The sequence below is a fragment of the Peteryoungia wuzhouensis genome, from assembly GCF_003205195.1.
Classification (GTDB): domain Bacteria; phylum Pseudomonadota; class Alphaproteobacteria; order Rhizobiales; family Rhizobiaceae; genus Allorhizobium; species Allorhizobium wuzhouense.
This window is the reverse complement of the sequence record NZ_QJRY01000002.1, coordinates 260,578-279,413: the sequence shown is the minus strand read 5'-3', so window position 1 is coordinate 279,413 and position 18,836 is coordinate 260,578. Positions and strand designations below refer to the sequence as shown.

Genomic DNA, 18,836 nt, shown 5'->3' with positions numbered 1-18,836 from the left:
GGGCCATGGCGGGCGATAAAAGCCATTGATTTTGCGAATTGGCCGGGCTTCCGGCCCGAATGAAGGGCGTGACATGAGCGGTGTAAACGACATCCGGTCGACTTTCCTCGACTACTTCAAGACGAACGGTCACGAGGTCGTTTCCTCCAGCCCGCTGGTGCCGCGCAACGATCCGACGCTGATGTTCACGAATGCCGGCATGGTGCAGTTCAAGAACGTCTTCACCGGTCTTGAACAGCGTCCCTATTCGACGGCCGCGACCGCGCAGAAATGTGTGCGCGCCGGTGGCAAACATAACGACCTGGACAATGTCGGCTATACGGCCCGCCACCATACCTTCTTTGAAATGCTGGGGAATTTCTCCTTCGGCGACTATTTCAAGGAGCGTGCGATCGAGCTTGCCTGGAACCTGATCACCAAGGAATTCGGCCTCGACCGCAACCGCCTGCTGGTTACCGTATATCACACCGATGACGAAGCGCATGGCCTGTGGAAGAAGATCGCCGGTCTCTCGGACGACAAGATCATCCGCATTCCGACAAGCGACAATTTCTGGGCGATGGGCGATACCGGCCCCTGCGGGCCGTGCTCGGAAATCTTCTATGACCATGGCGATCACATCTGGGGTGGTCCTCCGGGTTCGCCCGAGGAAGACGGCGACCGGTTCATCGAGATCTGGAACCTCGTCTTCATGCAATACGAGCAGATCACCAAGGAGGAGCGCGTCGACCTGCCGCGTCCGTCGATCGATACCGGCATGGGTCTCGAACGTGTCGCAGCCGTCCTGCAGGGCCGCCACGACAACTATGATATCGACCTGTTCCGCGCGCTGATCGAGGCTTCCGTTGAACTCACCGGCGTGAAAGCCGAAGGCGAGCGCCGCGCCAGCCACCGGGTCATCGCCGATCATCTGCGTTCGTCCGCCTTCCTCATTGCCGATGGCGTTTTGCCGTCGAATGAAGGTCGAGGCTATGTGCTCCGTCGCATCATGCGCCGTGCCATGCGCCATGCGCAGCTGCTCGGCGCCAAGGATCCGATCATCTACAAGCTGTTGCCTGTCCTCGTTCAGCAGATGGGACGCGCCTATCCGGAACTGGTGCGGGCCGAACCGATGATCTCCGAGACGCTGAAGCTTGAGGAAAGCCGCTTCCGCAAGACGCTGGAACGTGGTCTGTCGCTTCTGTCCGAGGCGACCTCCGATCTCGACAAGGGTGACAGCCTTGATGGCGAAACCGCCTTCAAGCTTTACGACACCTATGGCTTCCCGCTCGATCTCACGCAGGATGCATTGCGCAACCGGGGCATCGGCGTCGATCTCACAGGCTTTAACGATGCCATGCAGCGGCAGAAGGCCGAGGCGCGGTCGCATTGGGCCGGTTCTGGCGACAAGGCGACCGAGACGGTCTGGTTCGAGCTCAAGGAAAAATTCGGCGCCACCGAATTCCTCGGCTATTCTGCGGAGACCGCCGAAGCGCAGATCCTGGCCGTCGTCGCCGAAGGCAAGGTCGTCGAGCAGGCCGGCGCCGGCTCCGAGGTCCAGATCGTCGTCAATCAGACGCCGTTCTACGGTGAATCGGGCGGCCAGATGGGCGATACCGGCGAGATCGTCGGCGAAGGTTTCTCGCTTGAGGTCACTGACACGCTGAAGAAGGGCGAGGGCGTCTTCGTACATGTCGCGACCGTTCGAAACGGTGTGGTGCGCGCGGGCGAGGCCGTCGTGCTGAACGTCGACCATGCGCGCCGTCAGCGCCTGCGCTCGAACCATTCTGCGACGCATCTCCTGCATGAGGCCTTGCGTGAAATCCTCGGAACCCATGTCGCCCAGAAGGGGTCGCTGGTTGCGCCCGAGCGTCTGCGCTTCGATATCTCGCATCCGAAGCCGATCTCGGCCGAGGAGCTGAAGGTCGTCGAGGAGATGGCCAATGAAATCATCCTGCAGAATGCACCGGTCACGACACGGCTGATGGCCGTCGACGACGCCATCGCAGAGGGTGCGATGGCCCTGTTCGGCGAAAAATACGGTGACGAAGTGCGCGTTGTTTCGATGGGCACTGCGCTCCGTGGCGAAAAGGCTGGAAAGTCTTATTCGACTGAACTCTGCGGCGGCACCCATGTGTCGGCGACCGGCGATATCGGTCTTGTGCGCCTGATCGGCGAAAGTGCTGTCGGTGCCGGCGTGCGGCGTATCGAGGCGCTGACCGGTGATGCTGCACGGACCTATCTCGCCGAGCAGGACGAGCGGGTGAAGACGCTTGCCGCGTCCCTCAAGGTTCAGCCGGCCGACGTCATTGGCCGTGTCGAGGCTCTCATCGATGAGCGCCGCAAGCTTGAGAAGGAGCTGGCGGATGCCAAGCGCAAGCTGGCGATGGGCGGCGGGGCCGCAGGCAATGTCGAAGCGCCAAAGGTCGTCAACGGGATCAATTTCATTGGCCGTGTCCTGGCCGGGGTCGAGGCCAAGGATCTGAAGGGCATGGCCGATGAGGCCAAGGCCGGGCTGGAATCGGTGGTCGTGCTTCTGATCGCGGTCTCCGAAGACGGCAAGGCGAGCGCGGTCGTGTCGGTGTCGCCTGACCTCACGGATCGCCTGAGCGCCGTCGATCTCGTGCGTGTCGCCTCTGCGGCGCTTGGTGGCAAGGGCGGCGGCGGACGACCCGACATGGCGCAGGCGGGCGGTCCGGATGGTGCCCAAGCCGATGCTGCGATTCAAGCGGTCGAAACCGCACTCGCCTGACACGAGATCTGACTGATTTCGACGGGCCGGCAGGGAATGCCGGCCCGTTTGCATGTTTGCATTTCCCTGGTGGCAAAATCCTGGCGCGTGATTGCCTTGCCCCTAGAAATTCGGGGATTCATGCTTGAATTTACCAAAGGGTTTTGGGCTTTCTTCAATCTTGGATGCCATGGTCCCGACCTTCGCGAGGGTTGAACTTGGACCACCTATTTCACATTCCGACACTCAGTCTCTGCCTGTCTGCGGCCTGCATCACCGTGTCGGTGTTCGTCACCTTGCTGTGGAACGAGGACCGCGCGGATCGGGCATTGGCTTTCTGGACCCTCGGCTTCTGGGCGGGCTGTGTCGGTCTTGCCTTGCTCAGCCTGCGCGACGTCGCGCCGCCGATCGTGGCGCTCGGATTCGGCAATGCATTCAGTCTTTGGAGCCTCGGTCTGGTGTGGCTCGGTTGTCTGGCCTTTGACCGGCGCCAGCTGCGCTTCTCCTTCCTCAAGGCCTTCGCCTGTGGCGGCATCTGGCTGATCTGCTTCGAGCTTTGGCCGCGTTTTGCCGTTGATCTGAACATGCGGATCGTCGTCTGTTCGGTGCTGTTTTTCATCAGCTCCTTCATGGTTACAGTCGCGATCTGGCAGGGGTATCGACACGATCCTCTTCCGGCGCGCCGCCTCGCCATCTTCGCCTTTGGTGGTCATGCCCTTGTCTATCTGATCCGCACGCCCATGCCGCTGCTTGAGCCGGTAACGCTGTCTGGCGGATTTGGCCCGAACTGGTTCGGGCTGATCATGTTCATCTATTTCGTCCAGGGCCTTGTCGGTGTCCTGGCGATTTTTGCCATGGTTTATGAGCGGACGCTCCGGGCCCACAAACTCGCCTCCGAGATCGACTTTCTGACCGCGGTGCCGAACCGGCGAGCCTTCCTGCTTGCGGTGGAGCGCAGTCGCCAGAGGCCGGACGAATCGGGTGCGGGAGCCGTCCTTGCCCTGGTTGATGCCGACCACTTCAAGGCGATCAACGATACGCATGGGCATGCCGCAGGGGACGCCGCATTGGTGGCGTTGGCGACCTTCCTGTCGGGCCGCCTTCCGAAGGGCGGCGTGTTCGGCCGCCTGGGTGGTGAAGAATTCGGCATCTACCTGCCTGCACGCCAGGTGGCGGCGGATCCGGATCTGCTCGAGCGATTGCGGATGGGCGTCGGGACCCTCGATATCCGCCATGCGGATATGGCGCTTCCGGTGACGATCAGTCTCGGCGCCGTCAGGCTGGCATCCGGGGATGTAGACCTGTCGATGGCGCTGGCGGCGGCCGACCGAGCACTGTATGCGTCGAAAGAGGCCGGGCGGGATCGGCTGAGCTGGGCAGAGCAGCCTGGGGCTGAGCCGCCAACGGCTCAGTTGCATGCGCTGTCGCAGCAATTGGCTGGCGATACGCGCGGAAAGGAGCGGCCGGCGGCGTAGCAGCGTATAGGCAAGACCAGGTTTAGAGGCTATTGCCCTGTATCGCCCATTGGGCCTCGCTCAGCGTCCTGGTGAATACGATATCCTGGGCATGCAGATCGTGATGCGAAAGCAACAGGCGGACCTCCGGACGGTCACTCACCACATAGACCTTAACCCCGTCGCGCCGGGCCTTGCGAATGACACCTGCCAAAAGATTGGCGCCCGAAGTGTCGAGGAGTTGAATGCCGCTGCAATCGAGCACGAGGTTCCGGTGGCCATCTGCGATGCGGTCGAGGACGGCGCTCGCGCTTGCCACGGCGCCGAAGAAGAAGGCGCCGTCCAGTCGGTAGATTACGGTGCCGGCATCGATGTTTTCGAGCGGTCTCTCGTCCTCCTGGTTTGTTACCTTCAAGCCCTTCGCCATGTGGTGGATGAACTGCAGGGCGGCGAGCGAGACGCCGACGACGATCCCCTCGGTCAGGTCTCGGAAGATGACCAGCAGGAATGTCACGGCCAGCACCAGAGTTTCGGCTCGTGAGGAGCGAATCAGTGCGGATATCGCCGACCGTTCCACCATGTTCCAGGAGACAACGGCGAGCACACCTGCGAGGCTCGCAAGCGGGATGTAGGCGGCGAGGGGGGCTGCGACCAGCATGAACGCGAGTAGGAAGAGGGCATGCAGCATTCCCGAAACCGGGCTTGTGGCGCCCGCCCGGACATTGGTTGCCGTGCGAGCGATGGTGCCCGTGACACAGATCCCGCCGAAGACGGCGGAACCGATATTGGCGAGCCCCTGTGCCACCAGTTCCATGCTGGAGCGGTGCCGTCGGCCGGTCATGCCGTCGGCCACGACGGCGGAGAGAAGCGACTCGATCGCGCCGAGAAGCGCAAAGGCGATCGCGTCCGGCAGGACTGCGATCGCAAGCGCGGGCGACAGGTGCGGCAGGCTCGGCATGGACAGGCCGGACGGGATCCCGCCGAACTTCGTGCCGATCGTCGAAACGGGCAAAGACAGCATGGAAGCCGCAATCGAGGCAGTGATCACGGCGATCAGCAGGCCGGGCCAGGTCGGGCGGAAGCGGCGAATGATGAGGATGATCGCAATGGTCAGGCCCGCAACGACTGCGGCGGGCGGTGAGAAACCGGGCAGGGCGGAGACGATGGCTGGGATCTTGTCGATCAGCGGCCCAGGTTCACCTTCGGGAAACGTCAGCCCCAGCAATTCGCCGATCTGGCTTGCGAAGATGATTACGGCAATGCCGGCGGTGAAGCCGATGGTCACGGGATAGGGGATGAATTTGATGTAGTCGCCGAGCCGTAGCAATCCGGCGGCGATCAGCATCAGCCCTGCCATGGCCGTTGCCAAGAGCAAGCCATCGATGCCGTGGCGGCTGACCGTTGCGGCCACCAGAACGATGAATGCGCCGGCAGGGCCACCGATCTGGTGCCGGCTGCCGCCCAGTGCGGAAACGAGAAAGCCGCCGACGATTGCGGTGTAGAGACCGCGATCAGGCGTGACGCCGGAGGCAATCGCGATCGCCATCGACAGCGGAAGGGCGACGATCGCGACAGTCAGCCCCGCCAGAGCATCGGCCTTCAAACGCGCAAGGTCATACCCCTCCTGGAAAACGCTGACAGTTTTCGGGAGCAGGTCTTCCTTCATGGCTTGCCACCGATTTCGTCTGGCATGCGCGGGTTCCGACGATGAAAGTGTTCCACATCAACAGACGCTATAGGACACTGAGTCCGGCTCTCTTTGCAATCGGCGGCTTTATCCATCTGCCCGTTCGCTGCGGCGGCGCTAACCCGTCGGGTCAGCTCGGCGTCTTCTGCATTTCGGCGGCGGCTGTATCGTCGAGCCTGCGGGCGCGTTGGTAGGCCGGGCGCGCGGAAAGTCCGGCGAAATATGTCTCGAAGACGGGGCGTCGTTCGATCGAGCCGAACTGTAAGCCCCAGCCGATATGGGCGCCGACATAGACATCGGCTGCAGAAAATCGATCGCCGGCGACGAATTCGCGATCGGTCAGCGCGATTTCCAGGGTGTCCATGACCGTTTCAAACGAGCCGTAGCCGACCATGCCCTTGAGATCGAGTGGGACTTCGACCTTGAGGCTGCGATTGGTCGAGGCTGCCTCCAAAGGACCGGCCACAAAAAACATCCAGCGGTAGTAGTCGCCGCGCTGGCGTGGCTCTGGTGCAAGGCCCGCTGCGGGAAAGGCATCGGCCAGATAGGCGCAGATGGCGGCGCACTCGGTGACGATGGTCTCGCCATGGCGGATTGCGGGCACCTTGCCCATCGGATTGATCCGCCGATAGGTGTGGGACTTCATTTCAGGGCCGTAGGCGACGAAATGGGTCTCGTATGGCTCGCCGAGTTCTTCCAGCATCCAGCGGGCAATCCGCCCGCGCGACATGGGATGTGTGTAGAAATGCAGTTCTGACATGATCATTCTCCCTTTGCCGACAGTTATCCCCGGACAGGGCTGCTTTGGTCACTTGGCCCTGTTGTCCAGCGTTGCCGTTTTTGATTACAGTTTTCCCATGGCCAATGACAACAGACCTTTCCTTCTTGTCGCCTATCCGGCGCGTGCCGTGCCTCTACTCGGCGTCACCCTGCTCACGATCGTCTTTGCCGTCGCCTTCGGCGGCGTGCTCACGCAGTTGCTGGGGGGAGGTTTCGGATCGTTCATCAGCTTCTTCTATATCGCGCTGGTTGCCGTGAGCTTTCTCGGATTGCATCGAAGCTTTCGGCGTATCGTCGTGGCGCTGAAGCCCGCGTTGGAACTGAATGAAGAGGAAATCGTCGATTACCGGACCGATACCCGTATTCCCTGGGAAACCATCGTCGAGTTCGAGCAAAGACGCGACGGGCGACAGACCTACATGCGTTTTCGCTATCTTGACGAGGAAACGCCGGAGCGGGAGCTGATTGCCGATGTGCTCTTGAGTGGGCTCAGCGTTTCCAGCGTGCGGCTGGCGAACCGGATCCGGGAGCACTTTGCCCGGATCGATGCTCAAGATCTCGATCCCGGCTTCGATCAAGAGGGCGCTGCCGAGGCATGAAAAAACCCGGCCATTGCTGGCCGGGTTGATGATGATTGCTTATGGCATTCGCCGATCAGGCGGCCATGGCCTTCTTCAGGTTTTCGTCGACCTTGTCGAGGAAGGCGGTCGTCGACAGCCACGGCTGATCAGGGCCGATGAGCAGCGCCAGGTCCTTGGTCATGTAACCGGCTTCGACGGTGTCGATGCAGACCTTTTCGAGCGTCGTTGCGAAACGGGCGAGTTCCGCATTGTCGTCGAGCTTGGCGCGGTGGGCAAGGCCACGGGTCCATGCGAAGATCGAGGCGATCGAGTTGGTCGAGGTTTCCTGGCCCTTCTGGTGCTGACGGTAGTGGCGCGTCACCGTGCCGTGTGCGGCTTCGGCTTCAACCGTGCGGCCATCGGGGGACAGAAGAACCGAGGTCATCAGGCCGAGCGAGCCGAAGCCCTGGGCAACCGTGTCGGACTGGACGTCGCCGTCGTAGTTCTTGCAGGCCCAGACGTAGCCGCCGGACCACTTCAGAGCGGAGGCGACCATGTCGTCGATCAGGCGATGTTCGTAGACGATGCCGGCTTCGTCGAACTTCGCCTTGAACTCGGTCTGGTAGACTTCTTCGAAGATATCCTTGAAGCGGCCGTCATAGGCCTTGAGGATGGTGTTCTTCGTCGACAGGTAGACCGGCCACTTGCGCATCAGGCCGTACATCATCGAAGCGCGGGCGAATTCGCGGATCGATTCGTCGAGGTTGTACATGGCAAGTGCCACGCCGGCGCCCGGCGCGTTGTAGACTTCCTTCTCGATCACTTCGCCGTCTTCGCCGACGAACTTGATGGTCAACTTGCCCTTGCCGGGGAACTTGAAGTCGGTTGCCTTGTACTGGTCACCGAAGGCGTGGCGGCCGACCACGATCGGCTTGGTCCAGCCGGGAACAAGGCGGGGAACGTTCTTGCAGATGATCGGCTCGCGGAAGATGACGCCGCCGAGGATGTTGCGGATCGTGCCGTTCGGGCTCTTCCACATTTCCTTGAGGTTGAATTCCTTCACGCGGGCTTCGTCCGGCGTGATCGTCGCGCACTTGATGCCAACGCCGTGCTTCTTGATGGCGTGAGCGGCATCGACCGTCACCTGGTCGTTGGTGGCATCGCGATTTTCAACCGATAGGTCGTAGTATTCGATGTCGAGATCCAGGTAGGGCAGGATCAGTTTTTCCTTGATGAACTGCCAGATGATGCGGGTCATCTCGTCGCCGTCGAGATCGACGACCGGGTTGGCTACCTTGATCTTGGTCATGAATATCCTCACGGAGTTTGCCTGACGCGCAGGCCAAGGGGAGGGCGCTGCGCCAATGGCCTGCCTATAACATTCTCTCACGGCAAGGCAAACAGTGCTGAGGCGTTCCGGACAAAAACTGCCCCCGCGACTTTCGGCTGAGAAGCCGGCATTCTCCCAAACTTGGACCGGGCCTACAGCGCTCATTCGCGCTAGGAGAGTGGTCTACCCATGCGCCTGTCCGTGACGCCGCTTGAAACCGGGAAAGAGATTTGCATGAAGACGATGAAGGCTGGTTTGTTCATGCTCGCGTTGATGTCCGGTGCCGGACCGGCACTCGCCGTCGACATGACGGCGCCGGTGCGCGAGATCGTCGAGGCGACTGCGCGCAATTGGGAAGAGGGGGCGAGTGGCACCGAAGAGGAGGTCTTCAGCGAGGACCGACTTAAACGTCTGTTCAGTGCCGAGTTTGTCGCTGCCTTTCGCGCGGCATCGAAGAACCCGCCGTATGACATCCCGGAGGGTGAGACGACGGGCTTCCCGTTCGACTACGACCCAATTGCCCAGGGGCAGGACGGTTGCCCCTTCAAGAATATCCGAATCGAAGATGATGGCGACGGCCAGGTCACAGCGCTTTTCGACAACCGCAGTTGTTCTTCGGACGCTGCTGGCGCTGCCGATACGGTCTTGATCTTCCATGTCGAGACCGAAAACGGACGGGCCGTGATCGACGATATCTATCCTGTCGTCGACGGCAATTCCGGCAATTCGATCAAGCAGGATCTGAAGGTCCAGGGTGGCGAGTAGCGAGGCGGCGATGACGAAACCTGTCCATATTGCCATAGCATTTGTATCGACACTCTTATCGCTTCCTGCCTTTGCAGCGGACCCCGCCGATCCCGTGAGGACGGTCATGGCGGTTGCCGGCTGGAATGGCGAAGGCCAGCCTGCAGTCGAAGCACAGGGATATTTTGACGAGAGCCTTCTTGCGTCGATTTATAGCAGCAGTTTCGTCGAGGTTTATCGGCTCGCCCAAAAGGTGGACGAACTCCAGGATGGCCAGGGCTATATGACTGGCTATGACGTGGTGATCGGCGGCCAGGATTCCTGTCCGCTGAAGGATGTCCGCTTCGAGACACTCGCGCCTGTTGGTGCGGTGACGCCGGTCGCCGTCTACTTCGATGCGATGTCCTGCTTTGGACACGCGCCGAACCTGAAGGAGCCGGGCACGATCTTCCATGTGATCGAGCAGGATGGACATTACGTCATCGACAACTTCTGGAACCGTGACTACGCGGCCGGGAATATCGAGACGTCGGTGAAAGCCGAATATGCCGCGCTCACCCATTCGTATCTCGACTTTCTGGTCACCGGATCCTGGCCCAAGCAGTGACCCGCCCCTTTGCGGCGCGGTGAATTTGTGCGAATGGGAGCCCGGATTGTTTTAAGAAGGGCGGATCATGGCGGGAACGAACAGCGAGCGCATCATGCTGGCGGAAGGGCCGGCAATCATTCTGGTGGAGCCGCAGCTTGGCGAAAACATCGGAATGGTGGCGCGCGCGATGGCGAATTTCGGCCTGGTGGAACTGCGCCTGGTCAAGCCGCGCGACGGCTGGCCCTCCGACAAGGCCCGGGCCGCCGCCTCCAAGGCTGATCACGTCATCGACGGGGCCGTCGTCTACGACACATTGGAAGAGGCGATCGCCGACCTCAATTTCGTCTACGCGACGACCGCGCGGGGGCGTGACGGGTTCAAGCCGGTTCGATCGCCCGTGACGGCGGCCGAGACCCTGCGCCACAAGTTCAGGGCGGGCGAAAAGACCGGTATACTCTTTGGCCGGGAAAAATCCGGTCTGTCGAACGAAGACGTCGCACTGGCCGACGAAATCGTCACTTTCCCGGTCAATCCTGCCTTTGCTTCGCTCAACATCGCACAAGCGGTGCTGTTGATGTCCTACGAGTGGATGAAGTCCAGCATGGACGATGTGCATGCGGTGCCTTTCGACGCACCCGAGCAGCCCATGGCGACAAAGGACGAACTTGTCGGCCTGTTCGATCATGTCGAGGAGGCACTCGATGCACGGGGCTATTTTCATCCGCCGCATAAAAAAGCCAGGATGGTAGAGAATTTAAGGGCGGTGCTGAGCCGGCGCGCTTTCACCACGCCCGAGATCCATGTGGTCCGTGGCGTGATTTCCTCCCTCGACCGTTTCTCGCGGCGGGGGCAGAGAGCCCCGGCAGTCCCAGTGGCGGGTGATGAGGATGCTGATACAGATGGTCAAGCCGGCACCGAATGAACTGAAGCCCATCCTGGTTTTCGATTCCGGGATCGGTGGGCTGACCGTGCTGCGCGAGGCGCGGCTTTTGATGCCCGAACGTGGCTTCATCTATGTTTCCGACGATGCCGGCTTCCCCTATGGCCGTTGGGAGGAGGCGCCGCTCAAGGCCCGCGTGATCGACGTGTTTCGAGACCTGCTCGAGCGCTACGACCCCGAGGCCGTGATCGTTGCCTGCAACACCGCCTTCACGCTGGTCGGTGCCGAGCTGCGCGAAGCGTTTCCCGCCATGCGCTTCATCGGGACGGTGCCGGCGATCAAGCCGGCGGCAGAGCGGACGCGGTCCGGTCTCGTCTCGGTGCTTGCCACACCCGGTACCGTGCGCCGCGCCTATACCCGTGATCTCATCCAGTCGTTTGCTTCGCAATGTCATGTCCGGTTGGTCGGGTCCGAGAACCTTGCGCGCATGGCAGAAGCCTATATCCGGGGCGAGACACTGGATGACGAGGCGGTGCGCGCCGAGATCGCGCCCTGTTTTGTTGAAAAGGATGGCGCGCGAACCGATATCGTGGTGCTCGCCTGCACCCATTATCCGTTCCTCGCCAATGTCTTTCGCAAGCTGGCGCCCTGGCCGGTCGACTGGCTCGATCCGGCGGAGGCCATTGCCCGCCAGGCACGAAGGCTCGTTCCGCTGGTCGAGGATGCCGAACATCCGGACGGCTTCGATTTTGCCGTCTTTACATCCGGTCGGCAGGACTTTCCCACACGCCGGTTGATGCAGGGCATGGGACTTGCCGTTTCCGAACAGCCTGCGATCGCTCTGGCTTGATGCCACCCATTCGCGACGGCGAATGCCTTTCGGCTTTTTCGCTCGTGTTCGTCGTGTTAGTAGCTATGGGCTATTGGCCGGCCATGCTGCCGGTGTAGAGGAGCCTTGCTCAGCGTTTTGTTCATCGAGATTTCAATCGTCTTTTTCCTGACCGTGCTCAACGGCATTCTGGCCATGTCTGAACTTGCCGTGGTTTCGGCCCGTCCGGCCCGTCTGAAAGTGCTGGCCGAGCAGGGAAGCCGCGGTGCCGAGACCGCACTTCGCCTCGCCTCCGATCCGGGACGCTTCCTGTCCACCGTGCAGATCGGCATCACCCTGGTCGGCGTTCTCTCCGGGGCCTTTTCCGGCGCCACGCTCGGCGCGCGCCTCTCCACGTGGCTGGGCGCCCAGGGCCTGTCGGAGACCGCGTCCGATGCACTCGGCGTCGGGTCTGTCGTCATGCTCATCACCTATCTGTCGCTGATCGTCGGGGAACTGGTGCCGAAACAGGTGGCACTGCGCAATGCCGAGGCGGTTGCCGCCCGGATGGCGCCGTTCATGTCGATCCTGTCCAAGGTCGCGGCCCCGCTCGTCTGGCTGCTCGACGGATCGGGCAAGCTGATCCTTTCCCTGCTCGGGCAGAGCGGCGATGCCGGCGGAAGGGTGACGGACGAGGAAATCCGCACGGTGCTTGCCGAAGCGCATAGCGCTGGGGTCATCGAGGCTGGCGAATCCGCGATGCTGAGCGGGGTGATGCGCCTTTCCGATCGAACGGCCCGCGGGTTGATGACGCCGCGTCGCGACGTGCTGATCCTCGACGTCGAGGATACGATCGACGAGGTGCGCGAGGTGCTGCGCGACAGCCCGCATTCACGTATCCCGGTGCGACGGGGCGATTCCGACGAGATCATCGGGGTGTTGCTTGCCAAGACCCTCTATGAACGGCTCGCCATGGGCAATGCCGCTGATCTCGCAAGCCTGGTTTCGGACGTTCCCGTGGTCTCCGATCTTTCCAAGGCGACCGACATCATCGAGGCATTGCGCCGGACCCCGCTGCACATGGTGCTCGTCTACGACGAATATGGCCATTTTGAAGGGATCGTCACCTCAGGGGATATCCTCGAAGCCATCACGGGCGCCTTCCAGCAGGATGCGTCCGAGGAACAGGCGATGTTCCAGCGCGAGGATGGTTCCTATCTGGTCGCCGGCTGGACGCCGATCGACGAGTTCGTCGACATCATCCGTGTGCCTGTCGATCCCGATCTCGACTACACCACTGTTGCAGGCTTCGTGCTCGACGAGATGAAACGCATTCCGGAACTCGGCGAGAGCTTCGTGAAGGGCGACTGGCGTTTCGAAGTCGTGGACCTTGACGGCCGACGGATCGACAAGCTGCTGGTTTCCCGACATCAGGGGTAAGCAGAGAATGGTCAGGGCCTCGACCTGGCCAATCTTCACGGCGTCGCTTCGCCTGCGACAATCTGTTGCATCTGTGCAACGGATGTCCTGAAGTTTTGCAATCCCGAATTGCGGGGTTGCAGGTGCCGATTCGGCGTGGCATGTTCCCTTCATCCGCAACTCAAGCAACAGGAGGCGACTGATGACTCATTCTTCGACGCATATGCGCCTCTCTGGCGGATCGGTGTTTGCATATTCTTCGGCCATCTTCGGCTGCGTGCGAACCACCCGCTGATCGTTCATTCGATCAGTTTCTCCGCCTTTTCAGGCAATTTCATCCTACTGACGTGAATGGCCCCCGGCGCGCGTAATCGTGTCTTCAGGCTCGATCCGCGTCGTTTTTCATCACCGAAAGGACCTGGGCGCCGTCGCGTTCCGGGGCGGAAAAATCATGCACAAAGATCAATCACTGGTTGAGATTCCTCTCAATGACAGAATCCACGAACTGGTCGAGCGTTTCGGCCCATGGCGGACTGCACTTGCGGTTCTGTTTGCGGCTTGGCGGCAGCGGAAGATCCGCAATGTCGTCTCTGGTCTCTCGCCGCGCATGCTTGAGGACATCGGCTTGCCGGTGGACGAAGTCCAGCGGCTGCCTCCGCGGATATCGCTGTGGGACATCAGGCTCTAATTCCGGCATTCCGGCTCCGCACGCCTTGTGGAGCCGGAGGCCGGCTGCTGTCCCTTGTCGGTGGCGGCTTTGCTTGGTGATCGCGACTTCGGACTGCTACATAAATCGAACCAGCGAATCGCCAAGGTGGATCGCGTGCGACAACGCCCCGTATTCCGGCCTTTCGCACAGCATTGCCTGTGGGTTTCTTGCGCCATCCTCGGACGGAAGGGCGCAAGTCTGTTAGAGACGTCTGGTCAATGCATTCATGGGCCTTCAGGAGACTGCGCAGTTGAAAGTCGGAATCGATATGGGAACGGTGCAGGGCGGTCAGCCTGCCAAGCTCGATATCGAGGAGCTTCTTGCCACCCGTCTTCTCGTGCAGGGCAATTCCGGCTCCGGCAAGTCCCATCTGCTGCGCCGCCTGCTCGAACAGTCCGCGCCATGGGTCCAGCAGGTCATCATCGATCCCGAGGGTGATTTCGTTACGCTCTCGGACAAATATGGCCATGTGGTCGTGGACGGTGAGCGCACCGAGGCGGAACTGGTCGGTATCGCCGACCGTATCCGCCGTCACCGGGTCTCCTGCGTGCTGACGCTCGAAGGGCTCGATGTCGAACAGCAGATACGCGCGGCCGGTGCCTTCCTCAACGGTCTCTTCGATGCAGACCGTGAATTCTGGTATCCGGTGCTTGTGGTCGTCGACGAGGCGCAGATGTTTGCCCCCGCCGTCGGCGGTGACGTGTCGGAAGACGCGCGCAAGGTGTCGCTCGGTGCGATGACCAATCTGATGTGCCGCGGCCGTAAACGCGGGCTTGCCGGCGTCATAGCCACGCAGCGCCTCGCCAAACTCGCGAAGAACGTCGCAGCGGAAGCCTCGAACTTCCTGATGGGCCGCACATTCCTCGATATCGACATGGCGCGCGCCGCCGATCTCTTGGGCATGGACCGGCGCCAGGCGGAGATGTTCCGCGACCTGCAGCGCGGCAATTTCGTGGCGCTGGGGCCGGCCCTCTCGCGCCGCCCGCTGCCGATCGTGATCGGGACCGTCGAAACCTCGGCGCGTTCATCGTCGCCGCTCCTGATGCCGCTGCCGGATGCGCCGCAGGATGTCGAGGATCTGATCTTCACGCCAGATCCGGAAGAATTCACCCGTCCGATCGTCCGCCGCGCGCCGCCGGCCCCGCGTCCGACGACGGATATTCTCGCCGAGCTCTCGCGCTCGACACCTGCTTCCGACGCGCCGATCAATGCTGATGCTTCAGCGCCATCCCGCCATTCGGAAATGTCGGCGGAGGAACGCGAGGAGCGACTGTCGGCCGTGCTCTCGGAAATCCTCGCCGATCCCCAGGCGGCCTACCGTACCGACAGCGTGCTCTATCAGGAGTTCCTGGTGCGCGCCCGCATGCGCCGTGTCTCCGGCCCGCCGATGCCGATGGGCGAATTCCGCCGCCGCGTTGCGGTCGCTCGCGCCGGCGTCGATGAGGAGACGGCGGCGAGTGAAGGCTGGCAGACGGCATTGTCGCTTTCTGTGCGGGTGTCCGACGATTTGCAGGGTGTGTTCCTGCTGCTGGCCAAGGCAGCACTCCGCAACGAGGAATGCCCGTCCGACATGCGCATCGCCCGTGCCTATGGCACCCATTCGGCACGACGTGCACGTCGTCTGCTCGGCTATTTCGAGGAGCAGGGTCTGGTCGTCGTGCATACCGACTTTTCCGGCAAGCGCATTGTCGCCTTCCCGGATCTCGAGGCGGAAACGCGCCCCGGAGATCCCAACCAGGTGGACGCCGAGGCGCCGTCACAGTCGGCCGCCGAATAACGGTCTTCGGCGGCAACCTTCCCCGAGCGGCCTTAAGCCGCCCGCTCTTCCCAGACCTGTACCAGGGCAACGATCGTTTCCGCCGCCTTTTCCATGTCCTGTACACTCACCCATTCGAGTGGCGAGTGATAGGCGTGGCCGCCGGTAAAGATGTTGGGGCAGGGCAGGCCCATGAAGGACAGGCGCGAGCCGTCCGTGCCGCCGCGAATGCTGTGCAACACCGGCTCCAGGCCCACGCGACGCACGGCTTCGGCGAGATTGTCCATGATCTCGGGATGACGGTCGAGGACCTGCTTCATGTTGCGGTATTGCTGCTTGACCGTGAAGGTCATGGTTGAGCCGGGATAGCCCAACAGCACGTCTTCGGCGATCGCCTTCAAGAGTGCTTCTTTTTCCACAAGTCCTGCATCGTCGAAGTCGCGGATGATCAGTTGCAGATGGGCGCTCTCCATGCTGCCGGAGAGGTCGACCGGGTGGATGAAGCCGGCGCGGCCGTCTGTCGTTTCCGGTGCGATGTCGCGCGGCAGGCGGGCCACGATGTCGCTGGCGATCTTGATCGCGTTTTCCATCTTGCCCTTGGCGTAACCGGGATGCATGGCAACGCCTGAGATGTCGATCGTCACGCCATCGGCCGAGAAGGTCTCGTTCTCGATCTCGCCGACGGTGGATCCATCCAGCGTATAGGCAAAGCGGGCGCCGAGCTTTTCGAGGTTCACCTTGTCGGCGCCGCGACCGATCTCCTCGTCGGTGGTGAAGAGGATCTTGATCGTCCCGTGGGGGATGTCCGGATTGGCCAGCAGATGGGCCGCTGTCGTCATGATCTCGGCAATGCCCGCCTTGTCGTCGGCGCCGAGAAGCGTCGTACCGTCAGTCGTGACGATGTCATTGCCGATCTGGCTCTTCAACTGCGGATGTGCTTCGACACGGATGACCTGGCCGCTGTCGCCGGGAAGCGCGATGTCGCCGCCCTGATAGTTGCGCAGGATCTGCGGGCGGACATTGGTGCCGGTGAAGTCCGGAGCCGTATCCATGTGGCTGCAGAAGCAGATGACGGGCACGTCCTTGGACGTGTTGCCCGGGATGGTCGCATAGACATTGCCGTGTTCGTCGAGATGCGCATCGGACAAGCCCAGCTCCAGCAATTCGGCGGTCAGCAGGCGGCCGAGATCCTTCTGCTTTTCCGTCGATGGCTGCGCGTCAGAGGCGGGGTCCGACTGGGTGTCGATGACGACATAACGGAGAAAGCGGTCGAGAACGGTATCGCTCATGGTGTCTGTCCCTGGATCTTGATGGACGTCTGGCTGGCTTTGACGGGTACAGGTCCGAGATGCTTCTCGAAAAGGCCAATGATCTCGGTGTTGCGGGCGTCGTTGCTCGAAGCCCCGAGCACCACGCCCACCAGGCGGCGTTCGCCATTCGTGGCCGATGTCACGATGTTGTACCCGGCGGCCTTGGTGTAGCCGGTCTTGATGCCGTCGCCACCGGGATAGCGGACGAGGAACGGATTGTGGCCGCGCAACTTCATGCCACGGAACGTCATGCCGCGCGAGGCAAACAGCTTGTACTCCTCGGGAAAGTCGCGGATCAGCGCAAGGCCGAGGCGGGCCATGTCGGTCGCGGTGGTCACCTGGGCGGGGTCGGGCAGGCCGGAGGGGTTGGTGAAGACCGTGTCGTTCATGCCGAGCTTGTGCGCCTTGACGGTCATGACCACGCCAAAGGCAGCCTCGGAGCCTGCCAGCGTTTCGGCCACGGCGGTTGCCGCATCATTGGCCGAAAGCACCACCATGCCCATCACCGCCTCGCGCACGCTGATCGTATTGCCGGCGCCGATCGCGAACTTGTAAGGTTCCTTGTCATTCGCGTTCTTGGAAATCACCAGCCGCTGGTCCCAGGACAGTCGTCCCGAATGCAGCGCTTCGAAGGTCAGGTACAGCGTCATCATCTTGGTGAGCGACGCCGGATAGGTGATGGCGTCTGGGTTCATGGACGCCAGCACCTCGCCCGTCTCGGCATCCACCAGGATGTTGGCATGCGTGGCCGCTTTTGCGCTGGTGGCGGCAAGCGGCAGGGGAAGACACAACAAGGCGAGCAGGCAGAAACGAGACAGACGCAGGATCATCGGGGGAGACGCAAGTTGTTGGCGGGACCCACGGGATAGCGGAGTTCGCCCCGCCTGTCAGCACTTGCTGCCTAATCGGCCGGGGATTGTCTGGGCAAAACCGCAAGCCGCAAGGAAAAGGGGCGGCCCGAGAGCCGCCCCTTGCAAGTGTTGCCTGCGTTAGTGGCCGGTGCCGTGCTTCTCGGGCAGGGCGTTTCTTGTCGCCCAGAGAGAGCCGAGGATACCAGCCGCAAGGATACCGAGGGTGACCGTCAGCGAGACCACAGGCGGGATCTTGGCCAGCCCCAGCATATCAGCCAGGAAGATCTTCGAGCCGATGAAGATCAGCACGACCGACAGCGCGTATTTGAGATATGCGAAGCGGTGGATCAGGGCCGAGAGCGCGAAATAGAGGGCGCGCAGGCCGAGGATCGCGAAGATGTTCGAGGTGTAGACGATATAGGGGTCGGTTGTGATCGCGAAGATCGCCGGGATCGAGTCGACGGCGAAGATGACGTCGGCCAGTTCCACCATCACCAGCGCCAGGAAGAGCGGCGTGATGAAGGTCTTCAGCTTTCCGGTCTTCTCGTCCGGTTCGCGAACGAAGAAGTGCTCCTTGCGCAGGCCGTCGGTGACCGGCAGCTTGCGCCGCAGGAACTTCAGGACCGGGTTCGAGGATACGTCATATTCCTGGTCGGCGGTGAGCAGCATCTTGATGCCGGTGCCGATGAGGAAGGCCGCGAAGATATAGAGAACCCAGCTGTAGTTCTCGACGATTGCAGCACCTGCCGCAATCATGATGCCGCGCAACACGATCACGCCGAGAATGCCCCAGAGCAGGACGCGGTGTTGATAGGCTCTGGGAATGGAGAAGTAGCTGAAGATCATCGCGATGACGAAGATATTGTCCATCGCGAGGCTTTTTTCGACCACGAAACCCGTGAGGTATTCGAGACCGGCCTGTTCGCCGCTCTGGTACCAGAGCCATCCACCGAAGGCGAGGCCAAGGGTGATATAGAAGGCCGAGAGGGCGAAACTCTCCTTGATGCCGATCTCGCGGCTGTCCTTATGAAGAACCCCGAGATCGAGAGCGAGGAGGAAGAGAACGACGACGACGAAAGTGAGCCACATCCAGGCAGGTTTGCCCAGAAAATCAATCCAAAGAAAATCCACGATGGGGTTTCCCTTGCCGGATAGTTGAGGATCGCAGCTCCGACATCACGGGAATCCGGCACTCGCGTCAGAGGGGCCCGGTGCTGCGTCGTCAAGAGATGGTTTTGTTCTTGCCTGT

The 18,836-nt window shown here is 61.6% G+C and carries 16 protein-coding genes; 10 read left to right on the top strand and 6 right to left on the bottom strand.

Annotation, left to right across the window (positions count from 1 at the left end):
* The first annotated feature begins 73 nt into the window (after positions 1–73).
* A complete protein-coding gene (alaS, locus tag DMY87_RS07245) occupies positions 74–2,731 on the top strand; it encodes an alanine--tRNA ligase (RefSeq protein WP_110790625.1) in 2,658 nt (885 codons plus the stop codon).
* Positions 2,732–2,928: 197 nt separating this feature from the next.
* Complete coding sequence (locus DMY87_RS07240; protein WP_165826170.1) at positions 2,929–4,185, top strand: GGDEF domain-containing protein; 1,257 nt, start codon at positions 2,929–2,931, stop codon at positions 4,183–4,185.
* A gap of 22 nt (positions 4,186–4,207) precedes the next feature.
* Here DMY87_RS07240 and DMY87_RS07235 read toward each other — a convergent pair whose 3' ends face one another.
* Both DMY87_RS07235 and DMY87_RS07230 read right to left on the bottom strand, forming a co-directional pair.
* The gene (locus tag DMY87_RS07235) at positions 4,208–5,830 is read right to left on the bottom strand and encodes a SulP family inorganic anion transporter (RefSeq protein ID WP_110790623.1); all 1,623 of its coding nucleotides are present in this window, start codon (positions 5,828–5,830) and stop codon (positions 4,208–4,210) included.
* A 151-nt stretch (positions 5,831–5,981) separates the two neighbouring features.
* Positions 5,982–6,611, bottom strand: a complete 630-nt coding sequence (locus DMY87_RS07230; protein ID WP_110790998.1) for a glutathione S-transferase family protein — start codon at positions 6,609–6,611, stop codon at positions 5,982–5,984.
* 97 nt (positions 6,612–6,708) lie between these two features.
* On the opposite strand from DMY87_RS07230, the gene DMY87_RS07225 reads away from it, so the two are divergent.
* A complete protein-coding gene (locus tag DMY87_RS07225; RefSeq protein WP_110790622.1) occupies positions 6,709–7,230 on the top strand; it encodes a hypothetical protein in 522 nt (173 codons plus the stop codon).
* Positions 7,231–7,285: 55 nt separating this feature from the next.
* On the opposite strand, the gene DMY87_RS07220 is transcribed toward DMY87_RS07225, so the two are convergent.
* The gene (locus tag DMY87_RS07220; RefSeq protein WP_110790621.1) at positions 7,286–8,500 is read right to left on the bottom strand and encodes an NADP-dependent isocitrate dehydrogenase; all 1,215 of its coding nucleotides are present in this window, start codon (positions 8,498–8,500) and stop codon (positions 7,286–7,288) included.
* 255 nt (positions 8,501–8,755) lie between these two features.
* Here DMY87_RS07220 and DMY87_RS07215 point away from each other — a divergent pair, with 255 nt between their 5' ends.
* The 7 genes from DMY87_RS07215 to DMY87_RS07185 all read left to right on the top strand — a co-directional run bounded on the left by DMY87_RS07215 (position 8,756) and on the right by DMY87_RS07185 (position 15,447).
* Complete coding sequence (locus DMY87_RS07215; protein WP_245408849.1) at positions 8,756–9,286, top strand: hypothetical protein; 531 nt, start codon at positions 8,756–8,758, stop codon at positions 9,284–9,286.
* 106 nt (positions 9,287–9,392) lie between these two features.
* Positions 9,393–9,872 (top strand): hypothetical protein, encoded by a 480-nt coding sequence (locus tag DMY87_RS07210; RefSeq protein WP_110790620.1) that lies wholly within the window; start codon positions 9,393–9,395, stop codon positions 9,870–9,872.
* Positions 9,873–9,939: 67 nt separating this feature from the next.
* On the top strand, positions 9,940–10,776 hold the full coding sequence (locus tag DMY87_RS07205; RefSeq protein WP_110790619.1) for an RNA methyltransferase: 837 nt from the start codon (positions 9,940–9,942) through the stop codon (positions 10,774–10,776).
* Positions 10,742–11,584: a glutamate racemase gene (gene murI, locus DMY87_RS07200; protein WP_165826169.1), complete on the top strand. Its 843-nt coding sequence runs from the start codon at positions 10,742–10,744 to the stop codon at positions 11,582–11,584. The genes DMY87_RS07205 and murI overlap by 35 nt, the downstream gene beginning before the upstream one ends.
* A gap of 117 nt (positions 11,585–11,701) precedes the next feature.
* Entirely contained in the window at positions 11,702–12,982 is a 1,281-nt protein-coding gene (locus tag DMY87_RS07195) for a hemolysin family protein (protein ID WP_110790618.1), read from the top strand.
* A 352-nt stretch (positions 12,983–13,334) separates the two neighbouring features.
* Positions 13,335–13,649, top strand: a complete 315-nt coding sequence (locus DMY87_RS07190) for a DUF1127 domain-containing protein (protein WP_245408848.1) — start codon at positions 13,335–13,337, stop codon at positions 13,647–13,649.
* A 271-nt stretch (positions 13,650–13,920) separates the two neighbouring features.
* A complete protein-coding gene (locus tag DMY87_RS07185) occupies positions 13,921–15,447 on the top strand; it encodes a helicase HerA domain-containing protein (RefSeq protein WP_165826168.1) in 1,527 nt (508 codons plus the stop codon).
* Positions 15,448–15,479: 32 nt separating this feature from the next.
* On the opposite strand, the gene pepT is transcribed toward DMY87_RS07185, so the two are convergent.
* The 3 genes from pepT to DMY87_RS07170 form a co-directional block, all read right to left on the bottom strand.
* Positions 15,480–16,715, bottom strand: coding sequence for a peptidase T (gene pepT, locus DMY87_RS07180; protein ID WP_110790615.1), 1,236 nt, complete (start codon positions 16,713–16,715; stop codon positions 15,480–15,482).
* The gene (locus tag DMY87_RS07175; protein ID WP_110790614.1) at positions 16,712–17,566 is read right to left on the bottom strand and encodes a D-alanyl-D-alanine carboxypeptidase family protein; all 855 of its coding nucleotides are present in this window, start codon (positions 17,564–17,566) and stop codon (positions 16,712–16,714) included. The genes pepT and DMY87_RS07175 overlap by 4 nt, the downstream gene beginning before the upstream one ends.
* Before the next feature lie 159 nt (positions 17,567–17,725).
* Complete coding sequence (locus DMY87_RS07170; protein ID WP_110790613.1) at positions 17,726–18,718, bottom strand: TerC family protein; 993 nt, start codon at positions 18,716–18,718, stop codon at positions 17,726–17,728.
* Positions 18,719–18,836 lie beyond the last annotated feature (118 nt).

What these genes read in the sequence shown, in the direction of transcription:
- alaS (WP_110790625.1), top strand. Translation starts at nt 74, where the DNA reads ATGAGCGGTGTAAACGACATCCGGTCGACTTTCCTCGACTACTTCAAG.
- DMY87_RS07235 (WP_110790623.1), bottom strand. Translation starts at nt 5,830, where the DNA reads ATGAAGGAAGACCTGCTCCCGAAAACTGTCAGCGTTTTCCAGGAGGGG.
- DMY87_RS07230 (WP_110790998.1), bottom strand. Translation starts at nt 6,611, where the DNA reads ATGTCAGAACTGCATTTCTACACACATCCCATGTCGCGCGGGCGGATT.
- DMY87_RS07225 (WP_110790622.1), top strand. Translation starts at nt 6,709, where the DNA reads ATGGCCAATGACAACAGACCTTTCCTTCTTGTCGCCTATCCGGCGCGT.
- DMY87_RS07220 (WP_110790621.1), bottom strand. Translation starts at nt 8,500, where the DNA reads ATGACCAAGATCAAGGTAGCCAACCCGGTCGTCGATCTCGACGGCGAC.
- DMY87_RS07215 (WP_245408849.1), top strand. Translation starts at nt 8,756, where the DNA reads ATGAAGACGATGAAGGCTGGTTTGTTCATGCTCGCGTTGATGTCCGGT.
- DMY87_RS07210 (WP_110790620.1), top strand. Translation starts at nt 9,393, where the DNA reads ATGGCGGTTGCCGGCTGGAATGGCGAAGGCCAGCCTGCAGTCGAAGCA.
- DMY87_RS07205 (WP_110790619.1), top strand. Translation starts at nt 9,940, where the DNA reads ATGGCGGGAACGAACAGCGAGCGCATCATGCTGGCGGAAGGGCCGGCA.
- murI (WP_165826169.1), top strand. Translation starts at nt 10,742, where the DNA reads ATGCTGATACAGATGGTCAAGCCGGCACCGAATGAACTGAAGCCCATC.
- pepT (WP_110790615.1), bottom strand. Translation starts at nt 16,715, where the DNA reads ATGAGCGATACCGTTCTCGACCGCTTTCTCCGTTATGTCGTCATCGAC.
- DMY87_RS07175 (WP_110790614.1), bottom strand. Translation starts at nt 17,566, where the DNA reads ATGATCCTGCGTCTGTCTCGTTTCTGCCTGCTCGCCTTGTTGTGTCTT.